The sequence below is a fragment of the Marinibacterium sp. SX1 genome (assembly GCF_050389775.1).
GTDB lineage: Bacteria > Pseudomonadota > Alphaproteobacteria > Rhodobacterales > Rhodobacteraceae > Marinibacterium.
On the sequence record NZ_CP177144.1, the window covers coordinates 4,720,977 to 4,737,050 of the forward strand.

19 protein-coding genes are annotated in these 16,074 nt (G+C 66.8%); 6 read left to right on the plus strand and 13 right to left on the minus strand.

The window, feature by feature from the left end; all coding sequences use genetic code 11:
- Positions 1-63: 63 nt before the first annotated feature.
- The gene (locus ACK3BB_RS21430; protein WP_428926663.1) at positions 64-1,278 is read right to left on the minus strand and encodes a multidrug effflux MFS transporter; all 1,215 of its coding nucleotides are present in this window, start codon (positions 1,276-1,278) and stop codon (positions 64-66) included.
- Positions 1,279-1,451: 173 nt separating this feature from the next.
- On the opposite strand from ACK3BB_RS21430, the gene ACK3BB_RS21435 reads away from it, so the two are divergent.
- Positions 1,452-2,018: a TetR/AcrR family transcriptional regulator gene (locus tag ACK3BB_RS21435; RefSeq protein WP_428926664.1), complete on the plus strand. Its 567-nt coding sequence runs from the start codon at positions 1,452-1,454 to the stop codon at positions 2,016-2,018.
- A 5-nt stretch (positions 2,019-2,023) separates the two neighbouring features.
- Here ACK3BB_RS21435 and queF read toward each other — a convergent pair whose 3' ends face one another.
- Positions 2,024-2,485 (minus strand): preQ(1) synthase, encoded by a 462-nt coding sequence (queF, locus tag ACK3BB_RS21440; protein ID WP_428926665.1) that lies wholly within the window; start codon positions 2,483-2,485, stop codon positions 2,024-2,026.
- A gap of 174 nt (positions 2,486-2,659) precedes the next feature.
- Between queF and ACK3BB_RS21445 the strand changes: the two genes are divergently transcribed.
- Both ACK3BB_RS21445 and ACK3BB_RS21450 read left to right on the plus strand, forming a co-directional pair.
- A complete protein-coding gene (locus tag ACK3BB_RS21445; protein WP_428926666.1) occupies positions 2,660-3,700 on the plus strand; it encodes an NAD-dependent epimerase/dehydratase family protein in 1,041 nt (346 codons plus the stop codon).
- A gap of 63 nt (positions 3,701-3,763) precedes the next feature.
- Positions 3,764-4,189 carry an META domain-containing protein gene (locus tag ACK3BB_RS21450; RefSeq protein ID WP_428926667.1) on the plus strand — a complete coding sequence of 142 codons (426 nt, stop codon included), beginning with the start codon at positions 3,764-3,766 and terminating at the stop codon, positions 4,187-4,189.
- Here ACK3BB_RS21450 and recO read toward each other — a convergent pair.
- The 3 genes from recO to era form a co-directional block, all read right to left on the minus strand.
- The gene (gene recO / locus ACK3BB_RS21455; protein WP_428926668.1) at positions 4,173-4,898 is read right to left on the minus strand and encodes a DNA repair protein RecO; all 726 of its coding nucleotides are present in this window, start codon (positions 4,896-4,898) and stop codon (positions 4,173-4,175) included. The genes ACK3BB_RS21450 and recO overlap by 17 nt on opposite strands.
- Before the next feature lie 3 nt (positions 4,899-4,901).
- Entirely contained in the window at positions 4,902-5,228 is a 327-nt protein-coding gene (locus ACK3BB_RS21460) for a DUF1491 family protein (RefSeq protein WP_428926669.1), read from the minus strand.
- Between the two features lie 73 nt (positions 5,229-5,301).
- Positions 5,302-6,210 (minus strand): GTPase Era, encoded by a 909-nt coding sequence (era, locus tag ACK3BB_RS21465; protein ID WP_428926670.1) that lies wholly within the window; start codon positions 6,208-6,210, stop codon positions 5,302-5,304.
- 183 nt (positions 6,211-6,393) lie between these two features.
- Between era and ACK3BB_RS21470 the strand changes: the two genes are divergently transcribed.
- Positions 6,394-7,173 carry an intradiol ring-cleavage dioxygenase gene (locus ACK3BB_RS21470; protein ID WP_428926671.1) on the plus strand — a complete coding sequence of 260 codons (780 nt, stop codon included), beginning with the start codon at positions 6,394-6,396 and terminating at the stop codon, positions 7,171-7,173.
- A 171-nt stretch (positions 7,174-7,344) separates the two neighbouring features.
- Here ACK3BB_RS21470 and rnc read toward each other — a convergent pair whose 3' ends face one another.
- The 8 genes from rnc to folK form a co-directional block, all read right to left on the minus strand.
- Entirely contained in the window at positions 7,345-8,028 is a 684-nt protein-coding gene (gene rnc, locus ACK3BB_RS21475; protein WP_428926672.1) for a ribonuclease III, read from the minus strand.
- Positions 8,025-8,861, minus strand: coding sequence for a signal peptidase I (gene lepB / locus ACK3BB_RS21480; protein ID WP_428926673.1), 837 nt, complete (start codon positions 8,859-8,861; stop codon positions 8,025-8,027). Before lepB ends, rnc begins: the two co-directional genes overlap by 4 nt.
- A gap of 55 nt (positions 8,862-8,916) precedes the next feature.
- A complete protein-coding gene (gene acpS, locus ACK3BB_RS21485) occupies positions 8,917-9,336 on the minus strand; it encodes a holo-ACP synthase (RefSeq protein WP_428926674.1) in 420 nt (139 codons plus the stop codon).
- Positions 9,337-9,406: 70 nt separating this feature from the next.
- Positions 9,407-10,156 carry a pyridoxine 5'-phosphate synthase gene (locus ACK3BB_RS21490; protein ID WP_428926675.1) on the minus strand — a complete coding sequence of 250 codons (750 nt, stop codon included), beginning with the start codon at positions 10,154-10,156 and terminating at the stop codon, positions 9,407-9,409.
- Positions 10,157-10,189: 33 nt separating this feature from the next.
- The gene (locus ACK3BB_RS21495) at positions 10,190-10,828 is read right to left on the minus strand and encodes a DUF2062 domain-containing protein (protein WP_428926676.1); all 639 of its coding nucleotides are present in this window, start codon (positions 10,826-10,828) and stop codon (positions 10,190-10,192) included.
- Between the two features lie 60 nt (positions 10,829-10,888).
- Positions 10,889-13,021 (minus strand): RelA/SpoT family protein, encoded by a 2,133-nt coding sequence (locus ACK3BB_RS21500; protein WP_428926677.1) that lies wholly within the window; start codon positions 13,019-13,021, stop codon positions 10,889-10,891.
- A gap of 30 nt (positions 13,022-13,051) precedes the next feature.
- Positions 13,052-13,405 (minus strand): DNA-directed RNA polymerase subunit omega, encoded by a 354-nt coding sequence (gene rpoZ / locus ACK3BB_RS21505; RefSeq protein WP_428926678.1) that lies wholly within the window; start codon positions 13,403-13,405, stop codon positions 13,052-13,054.
- Between the two features lie 84 nt (positions 13,406-13,489).
- The gene (gene folK, locus ACK3BB_RS21510) at positions 13,490-14,059 is read right to left on the minus strand and encodes a 2-amino-4-hydroxy-6-hydroxymethyldihydropteridine diphosphokinase (protein ID WP_428928784.1); all 570 of its coding nucleotides are present in this window, start codon (positions 14,057-14,059) and stop codon (positions 13,490-13,492) included.
- Positions 14,060-14,197: 138 nt separating this feature from the next.
- Between folK and ACK3BB_RS21515 the strand changes: the two genes are divergently transcribed.
- Both ACK3BB_RS21515 and ispH read left to right on the plus strand, forming a co-directional pair.
- Entirely contained in the window at positions 14,198-14,773 is a 576-nt protein-coding gene (locus tag ACK3BB_RS21515) for an NYN domain-containing protein (protein ID WP_428926679.1), read from the plus strand.
- Positions 14,774-14,865: 92 nt separating this feature from the next.
- Positions 14,866-15,816, plus strand: a complete 951-nt coding sequence (gene ispH / locus ACK3BB_RS21520) for a 4-hydroxy-3-methylbut-2-enyl diphosphate reductase (RefSeq protein ID WP_428926680.1) — start codon at positions 14,866-14,868, stop codon at positions 15,814-15,816.
- Positions 15,817-16,074: the final 258 nt, after the last annotated feature.

The following is a 16,074-nucleotide window of genomic DNA, read 5'->3' on the forward strand; positions in this document are numbered from 1 at the left end:
CGCCCGACGACAAAAGCCGCGCTGGCGGCTTTTGTCCGTTCTCCCCCCCTGCCCCGGCGGAGGTCAGCCCCGGGCCGGGCTGGCCGCGGCGCGGCAGTGGCAGGTCCAGATTCCCAGGGCCATCAGCCCGGGCAGAAAGATCCCCAGCGCCATGGCCAGGCCGTTCGAACTGCCGCCCAGGGCCACGCCGGCGGAACAGAGGAAGGCCACCGAGAACTGGATGCCGCCCAGCAGGGCCGAACCGACCCCGGCGCCTTCGGTGCTGGCCTCCATCGCGATGGCCATCAGGTTGGCCGACAGCAGCCCGACCAGCCCGATGGCCAGCCACAGCGGCACGGCAAAGACCCACAGCAGGCTGATGCCCGACAGCAGCACCAGCGCGCCGCCGGCCAGGGCAAAGAGCGGCAGGGCCAGGCCGACGATGGCCGCCGGGGCGTGGCGATCGAGCAGCCGGGTGTTGAGCTTGCCGGCCAGCAGCAGGGCCGTGGCGATCAGGGCGAAGAACAGGCCATAGCCCGTGCTGGACAGGCCGAACCCGCCCTGGAACAGGCCCGACGACCCGGTGATGAAGGCAAACATCGCCGCCTGGACCAGCGCCGCCGTCAGTGCTGGCAGGATGAACCCCCGGCGGGTCAGCAGGTCGCGGGCCACGGCCAGGGCACGGCGGGCCGGACGCGGGGCGCGGGCGTCAACCGGCAGGGTTTCGGGCAGGATGAACCGGGCCAGCAGAAAGGCCAGCACGCCCAGGGCGACCATCAGGCCAAAGATCGATTCCCAGCCGAAGGCCGTCAGCATCAGGCTGCCCAGGAAGGGCGACAGGATCGGCCCCAGGGTCATCAGCATGACCAGCAGGGTCAGCACGCGGGCGGCCTCGCGGCCCTTGTAGAGGTCATTGACCACCGCCCGGCCGACGACCATGCCGGCGCAGGCACCGATGGCCTGGAAGAACCGCAGGGTGTTGAACAGCACCACGTCGCGGGTCAGCAACAGCAGGATCGACGTGACGGTGAACAGCGCCACCCCGGCCAGCAGCGGGCCCTTGCGCCCGAACCCGTCGATCAGCGGCCCCATGATCAGCTGGCCGACGCAAAGCCCCAGAAAGAACAGCGACAGCGACATTTCGGTCGCCGCATCAGAGGCGTTCAGCGCGTGGGACAGATCGTCCATCGCCGAAAGGTACATGTCGGTGGCCACCGGCGGAAAGGCCGACAACAGGGCAAGAACGGCGGTGATCAGCCCGGCTCGGGCCGGGGGAGACGAAGGGAGAGGATTTGGCATCAAGAGGCTCTGGTATCGAAGGACGGGGCCGGGCTACACCGGCGTTGGATGCTATTTATAGACTACGGTCTATTATTCAAGCGCAAGCGGGCACAGCCCTTGCGCATATGGGCACAGTGACCCGGACGGGGCGTTTGCCCCGGGATCGGGCAGGAAAGTGAAGGGAGCGTGAAGTGACCGAGAAATCACCGGGCCGGCCGCGCGATGCCGGGGCATCGGCCCGCCTGAAGGCCACCGCCCTGCGGCTGGTGCGCGAACGGGGCTATGCGGCAGTGAGCATCAGCGCGATCATCGCCGAGGCCGGGGTGTCGCGCCAGACGCTCTACAACCGCTGGAAAACCAAGGCCGAGCTGGTGCTCGACGCCTTCCACGACGACAGTTTCGCCCATGTTCCCGCGCCGGTGGCCGATCCTGACCACCACACCGCGCTGCTGCGCTTCCTCGAAGCGCTCTTTGTCCACCTGGCGCGCGATGGCGACACGCTACGGGCGGTGATCGCCGCAGCCCAGGAAGATCCGGCCTTCCGCGCGACCTTCCGCGACCGCTTTGTCCTGCCGCGCGAGGCCATCGTGACCGAGCTGTTGCAAGAGGCCCAAGCCTCCGGCGAACTGGCCGCCGACCGGGACACCGGGATGCTGTCGGCCTTCATCCACGGGGCGTTCTGGTATCGGCTGCTGAACGATCAGCCGCTCGACGCCGCCCTGGCCCGGCGCATCACAGACGAGGCCTTCCGGGCCTGAGCGCCCTAGCCGCGCCCGCGGTAGGGTGGCACGCCCTGGTCGGGAATCCAGACATCCTGCGGCAGGGGCCCGGTCTGCCAGAAGACATCGATGGGAATGCCGCCGCGCGGATACCAATAGCCGCCGATGCGCAGCCATTGGGGTTCGAGGAATTCGGCCAGCCGGCGGCCGATGGATATGGTGCAATCCTCGTGAAAGGCGCCATGGTTGCGGAAGGACCCGAGGTAGAGCTTGAGCGACTTGCTTTCCACCAGCCAGGGCCCGGGCACGTAATCGATGACCAGATGGGCAAAATCCGGCTGGCCGGTCATCGGGCAGAGCGAGGTGAATTCCGGGGCGGTGAAGCGCACGCAATAGGCCACGTCACCCTGGGGGTTCTGCACGCGCTCCAGCTCGGCCGCCTCGGGGCTGTCGGGCAGGCGGGTATCGCCGCCCAGCTGTTTCAGATCGCCATAGATCGATTCCATCGGGATGTCCTTGCTGCGGGGGCCCGGGGCGCGGGCGCCTGGACCGCAAGGGTAACGCCCGGGGCAAGCGCCGACAATCGGCGGCGGAACGGCCCGGCGTGGGGCCGCGCGGTGCTATCAATCCGGCGGCCATTTGCTAGGATACCGGCGACATCAACGATCGGACCGGATGCCATGCCCCTGCACAATGTTCTTGTCACCGGCGCGACGGGCTATATCGCGCGCCACATCATCCGCATGTTGCTGGACGATGGCCATCATGTCGTGGGCTCGGTGCGCAACCTGGCCGCCGAGGCCGAGCTGCGCGGGGCGATCGGCCCGGCGCTGGCCGACCCGGCGGCGCTGGACCGGTTGCGCCTGGTCCAGCTGGACCTGAACGCCGATGCCGGCTGGGACGCGGCGATGCAGGGGATCGACGTGCTGATGCACACGGCCTCGCCGGTGCCCAACGGCAAGATCACGGTCGACGACAGCTTTGTGACCACCGCCATCGGCGGCACGCTGCGGGCCTGCAAGGCCGCCTATGCCGCCGGTGTCCGGCGCATGGTCGTCACCTCGTCCATGGCCGCGATCATGGGCGCCGACGGCCACGAGAACGGCGAGGAATTCGACGAAAGCGACTGGACGGTGCCCGACCGGCCGCATCTGAACCCCTATACCAAGTCCAAGACCCTGGCCGAACGGGCGCTGTGGGACTGGAACCAGACCGAAGCCCCCGAGGCGCGGATCACGGCGATCAACCCGTCCTTCGTCATGGGCCCGCCGCTGGGCACGACCCAGGTGCCCTCGTCGCTCAACATCCTGGCCCGGCTTCTGTCGGGCACCGATCCGGCCCTGCCCGACCTCAGCCTGCCCTTCGTCGATGTCCAGGACGTGGCCCGGATGCATGTCCTGGCCATCGACATGCCCCAGACCGAGGGCAAGCGCTACCTGTCGTCGGAAAACCTGATGTCCTTCCTCGAACTGGCCGCCCTGCTGCGCCAGGATTACCCCGACCGGCGCATCCCGAACCGGCTGGCACCCAAGTTCGTGATGAAACTGATTGGCCTCTTCAAGGTCGAGGTGCGGGGCATCGTGGCCAATTGGGGCCGGCGTGACGCGGTGTCGAACACCCGCGCGCGCCAGGACATGGGCATCGAATTCTCCGATGCCACCGAGGCCATCCGCGCCTCGGCCCGGTTCCTTGTCGACAACGACATGCTGGACCGGACCTGACCGGATCCCCATCTCTGTGCCACCGGCCCCGGCCGTTTCCCGATTGCAAGCGAGTAACCCGACATGACCAAGTTTCGCCTGACCGCCCCCACCCTGCTCCCCGCCGCCCTGGCCCTGGCTCTGGGCGCCACGGCCGCCCCGGCCCAGGAGGCCGCTCCCGCCGATCCCTATGCAGACCGCGACACGACATGGGTGCTGGTCATGCTCGACACCGTGCCCTTCGAAGCCACGGCCACCCTGCGCTTTCCCCAGGATGGCCAGGTCGCGGGCAAGGCCGTGTGCAACAATTACTCCGGCCCGCAGGACGGCGATTTCCCCGAGTTCCGCACCGGCGTGCTGATGGCCACGCGCATGGCCTGCCCGGACATGGCCCAGGAACAGGTCTTTCTGGATGCCCTGGCCGACATGCGCCTGGCCGCGCGCAAGGATGGCATGCTGATCCTCAGCGATGGCGGTGACCGCCAGATGGTCTTTACAGCCGCCGAGTAAAGGCCGCGATGAACCGCGCCCGGGCATCGGGCAACGGCTTGTCGCCCAACTCGGGCGCCAGGTGGCGATCGAGGAAATGGCCGGTCACGGCCAGCCCCTGGGCCACCTCGGCATCGGGCGCCTCGCCCAGCCCGCGCAGGCAGGGCGGCAATGGCAGCAGCCGGTCGGCCCATTCCCCCGCCCCGGCCCGCGACACCGCCCGCCCGGTGCGCGGCGAGACATAGGCCAGGTCATCGCTGCTGCCGGTCACGGCACAGGTCGCCAGGTCCAGGCCAAAGCCCATCTCGTCGAGCAGGGCCAGTTCCCAGCGCAGGTAGGCCAGCGGCCAGATCTCGTCTTCGCCCAGCAGGTCCAGCAGCCGTTCGGTCCGCCCGTAGAGCGCGGCATGGGGCTGGCGTTCCGGGAGGCAAAAGGCCAGCAGGCCGGTCACCGCGTTCAGCCCGGCCAGGGCCAGCCGGCCCGACATGGCCGCCGCCGCCCGGCTGCGCTGGGGTTCGACCGTATAGCTGCCAATGTGGTCTTCGAGCCGGGCCCGCCAACTGACATCCAGCTGCGCCCCCGGTTGTAGGATCGGCGCGATCCGCCGCGACGTGCCCCCGCGCAAGACCCCGGCATGTCGCCCCCGGCTTTCGGTGAACACGTCCAGGATCACCGAGGTCTCGCCATGCCTGCGCGTGCGCAGGAGAATGCCGGTATCGCGCCAGTCCAAGGGCTATTCCAGGGCCGGATCGTCGAGGAAATGGCGGCCCTGGCGGTCTTCGACCTCGACCACCCAGAGATCAGGGTCAAAGCTGCGCTGGCGCGCCACCGAGCCGTCAACGTCGGCCTCGTCCCCCTGGGCCAGCTCCACCCACCGGCGCGCGCCGGTCATCAGGTCGACGCTGCGCTGGTAAAGCACGGCCTGACCGTCCAGCGTGTTCAGCTTGATCAGCACGGCCCCGGCGGTGTCGTCGCCATGGGCCACGACAAAGGCCGGAATGCCGTTCAGCGACAGGATCTGGCGATAGGCCGATACCCAGAAGCCCGTGGTCAGGCGCATCGCCGGGCCCCGGCCGCCGGCCAGCCCGGGCACGCGGGGGTGGGCGGGCGGGAGCGTGGCCGGGCTGGCCGGATCATTCGCTGCCGTCCTTGAAATCCAGGCCCATCTCGGAATAACGCTCGGCCTCGTCCATCCATTTCTCGCGCACCTTGACCTGCAGGAACAGGTGCACCTTGCGTCCCAGGAATTCTTCCAGCTCCTCGCGGGCCAGCTGCGAGATCGCCTTGATCGTCTCGCCCTTCTTGCCCAGCACGATGCCCTTGTGGCCGTCGCGCGCCACATAGATCATCTGGTCGACCCGGGCCGAGCCGTCCTTGCGCTCCTGCCAGCTCTCGGTCTCGACGGTCAGCTGGTAGGGCAGTTCCTGGTGCAACCGCAGGGTCAGCTTTTCCCGCGTCATCTCGGCCGCGATCATGCGCATGGGCAGATCGGCGATCTGGTCCTCGGGATAGAGCCAGGGGCTTTCGGGCAATTCGGCCGCCAGCCATTTGCGCAGATCGTCCACGCCATAGCCCTTCTCGGCCGAGATCAGGTAGGTCTGCACGAAACCGAACCGATCGTTGAGATCCTTGGTCAGGCCCAGCAGCACGTCCGATTTCACCCGGTCGATCTTGTTGATGGCCAGGGCCACGGGCCGGTCGCCGGCCACTTCGGCCAGGTTCTCGAGGATTTGTTCGACCCCTTCGGTCACGCCCCTGTGGGCCTCGACCAGCATGACAATGATGTCGGCATCGGCCGCCCCGCCCCAGGCCGCGGCGACCATCGCCCGGTCCAGACGCCGGCGCGGGCGGAACAGCCCCGGGGTGTCGACAAAGACGATCTGGCTGTCGCCTTCCATCGCCACGCCCCGGATGCGCGCCCGGGTGGTTTGCACCTTGTGGGTCACGATCGACACCTTCGCCCCCACCATGCGGTTGAGAAGCGTGGATTTGCCCGCGTTGGGCTCTCCGATCAGGGCGACAAAGCCGGCTCGTGTGGTCATAGGGAACGGATCTCTGGGTTCAGGCGTTGCAGGTCTAAGGGAAAAGGGCGCGCGAATCCAGTGCGCCCGCGCCCGCGCGCCATTCCGCCCATCACGGGACCATTCAGGCCGGTCCGCGACGGAAGCCCGGCACGCAGTCGTTTGCCCGTCAAATGAAGAAGAAAAAGAAGAAGGACAATCCCCTTGCCACTGTCTTCCCTGTTCAGCGGGACGCCCGACCGGTCGCGGCGGGCCCTCCTGCGCGGATTTGCCCTCTCTCCCTTCGCCGTCACCGGCTTTGGCGCGGCAACCACCGCCGCCCGGGCCGAGGCCCAGGATGCCGGGCTGATCGCGCCCAATGCCTGCATCCTGACGCCCGAGGTGACCGAAGGACCCTATTACGTCGATCCCGGCCTGGTGCGCGCGGATATCACCGAAGACCGCCAGGGCGTCGGGCTTGAGATGAAGCTGCAGGTGGTCGACACCGAATGCCGGCCGATCGAAGGCGCGCGGGTGGATATCTGGCATTGCGACGCGCTGGGGAATTACTCGGGCTTTGCGGGCCAGGGCAGCGATGCGCGGGCCGATACCGGCGACCAGACCTTCCTGCGCGGGACACAGGCCAGCGATGCCCGGGGCATCGCGACCTTCCGCACGATCTATCCCGGCTGGTATCGCGGGCGGACGACCCACATTCACTACAAGGTCTTCCTGGACGAAAACACCGTGCTGACCAGCCAGGTGTTCTTTCCCGATGCGCTGTCGGAATACCTGTTCCGCTCGGTCGCGCCTTACAACGAGCGCGGGGCCGAACGCGACACGCTGAACGGGGCCGACCGGATTGCCCAGGCGGCCGGCGACGGGGCCTTTGCCTTTGTCCAGGAACAGCCCGACCGCTATGTCGCTGCGCTGGTCGTGGGCGTCAGCCGCGACGCCCGCTCGCCCGCCTCCGGCGGCGCGCTGGTACCACCCCGGCAGGGCTGACGCCCTGCGCCACGGCAGGCGCCCTTCGGGCGCGGGCAGGTGGGATTGATCTGACAGGCAGGATGGACACCGCTCTGCGCTGGGGCGGCTGTTCAAAGGCAAATCGCCTTACGGCGCAGAGGACCAAGCGGCTGCGCCGCTTCGATCCATCGACTTTGCAGAATACGCGGCTCAGGCGCCGTTCAGCCGGGCCAGCAGAACCTTGGCCGCAGCCTGTTCGGCCTGGCGTTTCGACCCGGCCTCGGCCTGGGCCTCGGTGCCATCGGCCAGCCGGACGGCAATGGTGAAACGCGGCGCATGGTCCGGGCCCGACCGGGCCTTTTCGACATAGCTGGGCGGGGTCTGGCCCCGGGCCTGGGCCCATTCCTGCAAGGCGGTCTTGGGATCGCGGGCATCGTCCTCGACCCGGCCGACCCGCTCGCCCCAATGGCGCAGGACAAAGGCCTGGGCGGCCTCGAACCCGGCATCCACGTAAACCGCGGCAATCAGCGCTTCGAGCCCGTCGGCCAGCAGGGCTTCCTTGCGCCGCCCGCCCGAGAGCATCTCGGACCGGCCCAGTTTCAGCACGTCGCCCAGGCCGATCTGGCGGGCCACGTCGGCGCAAGCCTCCTTGCGGACCAGGGCGTTGAACCGCGGGGCCAGCTGGCCCTCGCGGGCGCGGGGGTCGGCATCGAGCAGGGCCGTGGCCATGGCCAGGCCCAGCACGCGGTCGCCGAGGAATTCCAGCCGCTGGTTGTCGGGCCGCGTGGCGGTGGCGATGGACCCGTGGGTCAGGGCCTGCAGCAACAGCTCGGGGTTGGCGAACCGGTGCCCGATCCGCTCTTCGAATGCCTTCAGGTCCGCCGCCAGTTTCACTCGATCGCCTTGAAGAAACGGTCGCCGCGCCAGGTCCAGAAGAACAGCATGGACCGGCCCGCCGAGGAGAACATGATGCGATCCGCCCGGCCGATCAGGTTCTCGCGGGGCACGAAGCCCACGCCGCCGGCGGTCTGGGGCACGCGGCTGTCGGTGGAATTGTCGCGGTTGTCACCCATGAAGAAGAAGTGGTCGGCGGGCACCGTGTAGATGCCGGTGTTGTCGACCGAGGTGTTGGCGATATTCAGGATCGTGTGCGACACGCCGTTGGGCAGGGTTTCGACCTGGCGCGACTTGATGCAGGTGCCGCCATCGCCGACGGGGCCGTTTTCACAGCGCGGGCGCAGGCCCTGGGGTCCCTGGGGGGCCATGATCTCGTCGAACGTGCCGTCATCGGCGACCTGGACCGGCTCTCCGTTGATGTAAAGCAGCCCCTCGCGGACCTGGATCTTGTCGCCCGGCAGGCCGATCAGGCGCTTGATGAAATCGCGGCCCGTGACCGGGTGGCGGAAGACAACGACATCGCCACGCTCGGGTTCGCCGCCGAACAGGCGCGTGTTGTTGCCCTTGGTGAAACCGCAGAGATCCTCGGCGTCGATATCGACCCCGAAACGCGGGATGATGACCGAGGGACACGAGGCATAGGAATAGCCGTAAGCCATCTTGTTGACGAAGAGGAAGTCGCCGATCAGCAGGGTTTCCTTCATCGACCCGGAGGGAATCCAGAAGGGCTGGAAGAACAGCGTGCGGAAGACTCCGGCGATCAGGAGCGCATAGACAATGGTCTTGATCGTTTCGACAATGGCGTTTCCGGTTTGGGTCTTTTCGGCCATGAGGCTCTCCGTCAGGGGTCCGGTGCGGGGTTCATGCGGGCGCGGCTGGCGCAAGTCAACCCGGGCCGGCAGCCGCGGCGCGCGGCCTGGCCTCGATGATCACGAAGGCTTGTGCCCAGGGGTGGTCGTCGGTCAGCGTGACATGGATGATCGCCTCGTAGCCCGGCGGGGTCATGGCCGCCAGCCGCTCGCGGGCCCAGCCGGTGACTTCCATGACCGGCTGGCCAGTGTCGAGGTTCGACACGGCCATGTCGCGCCAGGCAATGCCCATGCGCAGGCCTGTGCCAAGGGCCTTGGAACAGGCTTCCTTGGCGGCCCATCGCTTGGCATAGGTGCCCGGCGTGTCCTTGCGGCGCTCGGCCTTGCGCTGTTCGGTCTCGGTGAAGACCCGGTTGCGGAACCGGTCGCCGAACCGGTCGAGCGTGGCGGCGATCCGGTCGATATTGGCAAGATCGGTGCCGATACCCAGGATCATGCCGATCCGCGCCCGGAAAATTCCGCGAATTTTCTGGATCGAGAATTTTCCGGGAAAATTCTGGCAGCCGTCACGCCCGGGCCTCGTCCATCAGCCGGCGCATCTCGCGGATGGCCGGGTCGAGCCCCAGGAAGATCGCCTCGCCGATCAGGAAATGGCCGATGTTCAGCTCCATCACCTCGGGAAAGGCCGCGACCGGCTGCACCGTCTCGTAGGTCAGCCCGTGGCCGGCATGAACCTCCAGCCCCAGCGAATGGGCAAAAGCCGACATCTCGCGCAGGGACGCCAGCTCGCGGTCGCGGTCGTCGAACCGGCCCTCGGCATGGGCGTCGCAATAGGCCCCGGTGTGCAGCTCGATGACCTGGGCGCCGATGCGGTGGGCGGCCTCGATCTGGCGGCGGTCGGCGGCGATGAAGATCGACACCCGGCAGCCGGCCTCGCGCAGGGGCGCGATGAAATGGGCCAGGCGGTTTTCCTCGCGGGCCACTTCCAGCCCGCCTTCGGTCGTGCGCTCCTCGCGCCGTTCGGGCACGATGCACACGGCATGGGGCTTGTGGCGCAGGGCGATGGCCTGCATCTCGGCCGTGGCGGCCATCTCGAAATTGAGCGGCACGGTCAGCGTGTCCATCAGCCCGTCGATATCGGCGTCCGAGATGTGGCGGCGGTCTTCGCGCAGGTGGGCGGTGATGCCATCGGCCCCGGCGGCCTCGGCGATGCGCGCGGCGCGCAGCGGGTCGGGATAGGCGCCGCCGCGGGCATTGCGCACGGTGGCCACGTGGTCGATGTTCACGCCAAGGCGCAGCTGGCCGGTTGCAGACATTGGATACTCCTGCCGTCGAATGCTGACCCGCTTCTAGCGCGCATCGGACCGGACGTCAGCCGTCCTTTCCTGCGCCGCCGCGGCATTGGCCTTGATGTCGTCGAATTTCTTGCGGATGCGCGCGGCGCGGCGGCTCTGGTAGGCCCGGATGACCGGCACGGTCAGGTAATAGGCCACCGTCGCGCAGATGATCCCGGGCAGCAGCCCACCGACCAGGTAGGGCACGAAGATCTCGTGATAGAACACGGTCAGCCCCGACCAATCGGCCCGCGCATCGGTGAAGAGCGCAAAGAAATTGTGGTAGAGATCACCCCAGGCATCGGCGAACTTGCCCCCGAAGCTGCGGCCGGTGTCATGCCGGGCCCGGGTGCCCAGCAGGAAATGGCCGGTTTCCAGCGACACCGCGCCGATCGGCACATAGGTCAGCGGATTGCCGAAGAACGTGCCGGTCAGGGCGGCCAGGATGTTGCCGTTCATCAGCCGGGCCACCAGGGCGGCGATCAGGAAATGCAGGCCGTAGAACGGGGTAAAGGCCGTGAACACCCCGGCCCAGATGCCCCGCGCGATGCGCTCGGGCTTGTCGGGCAGCCGGCGCACGCGGTGCTGGACATAGAGGAACGCACGCCCCCATCCGCCCGGCGGATAGACGAAATCCGCCGCCTGCCGCAGCACTCCCCTTCTGTTTCGTCGTTTGAACACGACGCAGGCACCCCTTCCCGCTCGACCGACGCCTCAGCGCGCCGCCATGTCCTGTCGTGCCGGTTCGCGGAACCGGGCCACCGAGGCCACGTCGCTTTCTGCTTCCAGCATCAGCATCAATGAATGCAGCTGCTCGATGTCACGCAGCTCTACATGCACATGTAGGCGGTAAAAATCCGGTTTCCGATCCACAAAGTTCAGATCCGAGATATTGGCCTTCTTCTCTCCGATCAATGTGCAGATTCGCCCCAGTACCCCGGCATCGTTTCCGATGGTCACGTCGATCGTCGCCTCGTAGGCCGCCGGATGCGTGCCGGCTTCCCAGTGCAGGTCGACCCAGCGCTCGGGCTGGTCTTCGAAATCGCTCAGCCGCTCGCAATCGATGGCATGCACGACAACGCCCTTGCCGCGCGAGGTGATGCCGATGATGCGCTCGCCCGGCAGCGGCTGGCAGCAGGGCGCGCGTTCAAAGCTCTGGCCGGGCTCCAGCCCGATCACCGCCCGGCGCGGTTCGATCCCGTCATCCTCGTCGGCGGTCAGCTCGGGATAGACGGCCTGGACAACCTCGTGGGTGGTCAGTTCGGCGCTGCCCAGCCGGGCCAGCAGCGTTTCGCGCCCGTCCAGCCGCAGGTGGCGGGCGGCGGTTTCCAGCACCTTGTCTGTGGCCTTGCGCCCGACATGTTCAAAGGCCGACCGGGCCAGTTCGCGGCCCAGCCGCACAAAGCGTTCGCGGTCGGCTTCGCGCAGGGCCCGGCGGATGGCCGTGCGGGCCTTGCCCGTGGTGGCGATTTCCAGCCAGGACGCCTGGGGCGTCTGGCCCTCGGCGGTGATGATCTCGCAGCTCTGGCCGTTCTTCAGCCGGGTCCAGAGCGGCACGCGGATGCCATCGACCTTGGCCCCCACGCAGGCCGCGCCGATCCGGGTGTGGATGGCATAGGCATAATCGATCGGCGTGGCGCCCCGGGGCAGCTTGATCACGTCGCCCTTGGGCGTGAAGCAGAAGACCTGGTCGGAATACATCTCCAGCTTGACGGCTTCGAGAAAATCCTCGTGATCTTCCTCGGCGTCGAACTGTTCGGTCAGCGACGAGATCCACTTGGCCGGATCGACGGCAAAGGGGTTCTCGGCCCGCACGCCGTCGCGATAGGACCAATGGGCGGCCACGCCGGTTTCGGCCACGTCATGCATCTGGCGGGTGCGGATCTGGACCTCGACCCGCTTGCCGTCGCGGCCCGACACGGTGGTATGGATCGACCGATAGCCGTTGGACTTGGGCTGGCTGATGTAATCCTTGAACCGCCCCGGCACCGATTTCCAGCGCGTGTGGATGACCCCAAGCGCGCGGTAGCAATCCTCGTCATGGGTGGTGATGACCCGGAACCCATAGATGTCGGACAGCCGTGAGAAACCCTGCTTCTTCTCCTGCATCTTGCGCCAGATCGAATAGGGTTTCTTGGCCCGGCCAAAGACCTCGGCCTCGATCCCGGCCTTGTCGAGCTCGTGGCGCATGTCGCCGGTGATGCGGTGGATCACATCGCCGGTCTCGCGTTGCAGGGTGATGAACCGCCGGATGATCGACTGGCGCCCGTCGGGATTGGTCACGCGAAAGGCCAGGTCTTCGAGTTCCTCGCGCATCCATTGCATGCCCATCCGCCCGGCCAGCGGCGCATAGATGTCCATGGTCTCGCGCGCCTTCTGCATCTGCTTCTCGGCGCGCATCGCCTTGATCGTGCGCATATTGTGCAGACGGTCGGCCAGCTTGACCAGGATCACCCGCAGATCCTTGGACATGGCCATGAAGAGCTTGCGGAAATTCTCGGCCTGCTTGGTCTCGCGGCTGGACAGCTGCAGGTTGGTCAGCTTGGTCACGCCATCGACAAGCATCGCCACCTCGGGGCCGAACCGCTCCGAGATTTCCTTGTAGGACGCCTTGGTGTCCTCGATCGTGTCGTGCAGAAGGGCGGTGATGATCGTGGCATCATCCAGCCGCTGTTCGGTCAGGATCGCCGCCACGGCCACGGGATGGGTGAAATAGGGCTCACCCGACTGGCGGAACTGGCCGTCGTGCATCTCCTTGCCAAAGGCATAGGCCTCGGCGATCAGGGCTGCATTGGTCTTGGGATTGTAGTTGCGGACCAGTGCAATCAGATCGTCTGCTGCAATCATCTGGTCCGCATGCCTTCCGGGGGCAGGGCGTCAGCCCTGGCCCTGGGCCTCCATCAGGGCCCGCAGGAGTTTTTCCTCGGACATGTCGTCCTCGGCCGGCTTGTCGGGCTCGGCGCCCATCAGCAGGGCCATCGTGTCCTCTTCGGGCTCGTCGACCTCGATCTGGTTCTGGTTCGATTCGATCAGGCGCTCACGCAGCTCGCTGGCGCTCTGAGTTTCCTCGGCGATCTCGCGCAGGGCAACGATGGGGTTCTTGTCATTGTCGCGGTCGACCGTGATCGCGGCACCCGACGACACTTCGCGCGCACGATGTGCGGCGAGCAGGACGAGCTCGAACCGGTTCGGAACCTTGTCAACGCAGTCTTCAACCGTCACGCGGGCCATGAGAGTACTCCAGTACTGAAAATGTCGGGGCCGGAAACGCATGCCTAAACCCGAATCTATCGCTTGACAAGCGGTGATTTCGCGTCAAAGCGGCCGCACCGCGTCGCGGTCGTCCTGCGGCAGGTCCGCCAGCATGCCGGCCACCGTCTTGTCCAGCACCGGATGGCGCCAGCCCGGGGCGATGTCCAACATCGGCACCAGGACAAAGGCCCGGTCCTGGATCCGCGGATGCGGCAGGATCAGCCGGTCCGGCGCGGCCAGGCGCTGTTCGTCGGGCGGCAGGGCCCGCCAGGTGTCGTGCACCGCACGATCGGGCAGCACCAGGCCCCCCCAGGCCACCAGGTCGAGATCCAGCGTCCGCTGGCCCCAACGCGTCTTCCGGTTGCGCCCGAAATCGGATTCGATGTCGTGAAGTGCCGCGAGAACTGTGTCAGGTGACATGCATGTCCAAGCGGACAGGGCGGCATTCACATAGTCTGGCCCGGCCCCCGCAGGGAAGCATGGCGTGGCATAGAACCGGCTGACGGCCCTGATTTCAAAGCCCTTTCCCGCAAGCGCGGCCACCGCGCTGCGAAGGGTTTCGGCAGGTGCGCCCACTTGTGATGGCAGGTTTGCACCGAGACATATGATTAGGCTTGACCCTAGGTCGGTCATGATTTTCACTATTTCGTAGGGTTACAAGGGTTGCTCGCCCAAATTCAGCCTCTATTTTTGCAAGGCCGTACCGCCGGATGATTATTGACGACCACTGAGTTGATTTAAAGGCGAACGGGCTACCGGAAGGACATATTGATGTTTTACAAAGACGAACGGCTTGCGCTGTTCATCGACGGGTCAAACCTTTATGCGGCAGCTAAGGCGCTTGGATTTGATATCGATTACAAGTTGCTCCGGATGGAATTCATGCGTCGGGGCAAGCTGCTGCGGGCGTTCTACTATACCGCGCTTCTTGAAAACGACGAATATTCCCCGATCCGGCCGCTGGTCGACTGGCTGCATTACAATGGGTTCACCATGGTGACGAAGCCGGCCAAGGAATACACCGACAGCATGGGACGCCGCAAGGTCAAGGGCAACATGGACATCGAGCTTGCCGTCGATGCCATGGAACTGGCCCCGCGCGTCGACCATATCGTGCTGTTCTCGGGCGATGGCGACTTCCGGCCGCTGGTCGAAAGCCTGCAACGCCAGGGGGTCCGGGTATCCGTCGTGTCGACGATCCGCAGCCAGCCGCCGATGATCTCGGACGACCTGCGCCGCCAGGCCGACAATTTCATCGAGCTCGAAGAGCTCAAGGAAGTGATCGGCCGCCCGCCGCGTGAACACCAGTCGGACCGCAACATCTCGGTTGCGGGCGGCAGCGCCTGACTGAAATGACCGGCAACCGGGCCTGCAGGCGCAGGCCCGGCTGGATTTCCCCTGCCGGACGGCCTAGGTCGTAGGGCAAGGAGATCTGACGCATGACCAAACCTCCACTGACAATCTACCTGGCCGCCCCGCGCGGCTTTTGCGCCGGTGTCGACCGGGCCATCAAGATCGTCGAGATGGCCCTGGAGAAATGGGGCGCGCCGGTCTACGTGCGCCACGAGATCGTGCACAACAAGTTCGTCGTCGACGGGCTGCGCGACAAGGGCGCGGTCTTTGTCGAAGAGCTTGAGGATTGCCCCGATGACCGGCCGGTGATCTTCTCGGCCCATGGCGTGCCGAAATCGGTGCCGGCCGAGGCCGGCCGGCGCGAGATGCTGTTTGTCGATGCGACCTGCCCGCTGGTCAGCAAGGTCCATATCGAAGCACAGCGCCATTCCGAGGCCGGGCTGCAGATGATCATGATCGGCCATGCCGGCCATCCCGAGACCATCGGCACAATGGGCCAGCTGCCCGATGGCGAGGTCCTGCTGGTGGAAACCGTCGATGACGTGGCCAAGGTCGATGTGCGCGACCCCGAGCACCTGGCCTATGTCACCCAGACCACCCTGTCGGTCGACGACACGGCCGACATCGTCGCCGCCCTGCGCGCGCGCTTCCCGGCCATCATCGGGCCGCACAAGGAAGACATCTGTTACGCCACGACCAACCGCCAGGAATCGGTCAAGGCCATCGCGTCCAAGGTCGATGCCATGCTGGTGGTCGGCGCGCCCAATTCGTCGAATTCCAAGCGCCTGGTCGAGGTTGGCGCCCGCGAGGGCTGTGCCTATGCCCAGCTGGTCCAGCGCGCCACCGATATCGACTGGCGGGCGCTGCAGGGGATCTCGGCGCTTGGCATCACCGCCGGGGCCTCGGCCCCCGAAGAGCTGGTCCGCGAGGTGGTCGACGCCTTCCGCACCGATTACGAGGTGACCGTCGAAACGGTCGAAACGGCGCAGGAACGGGTGGAATTCAAGGTGCCGCGCGTGCTGCGCGTGCCGGCCTGACCCGGCCCGGGCGGGTGTGCCCTGCGCGGCTCTCCCACGCGGCGCTTCCTGCCCGATCCTGCCCTGCCGCAGGCCCCTGCCCCGCCCGGCCCGACCCGGCCATACGATTTGGCCTGCCGCTCCGCCCGATACGTCCGCCCTTCGCTGCCGCATCTTACCCTGCCCTTCCACTCCGCCCAATCGCAGGCCGCACGGCGGCACCGGTCCCCCCTTCGCAACGCCCAACCCAGTCAAGCGATCCCGCCTGCCACTCCGCCC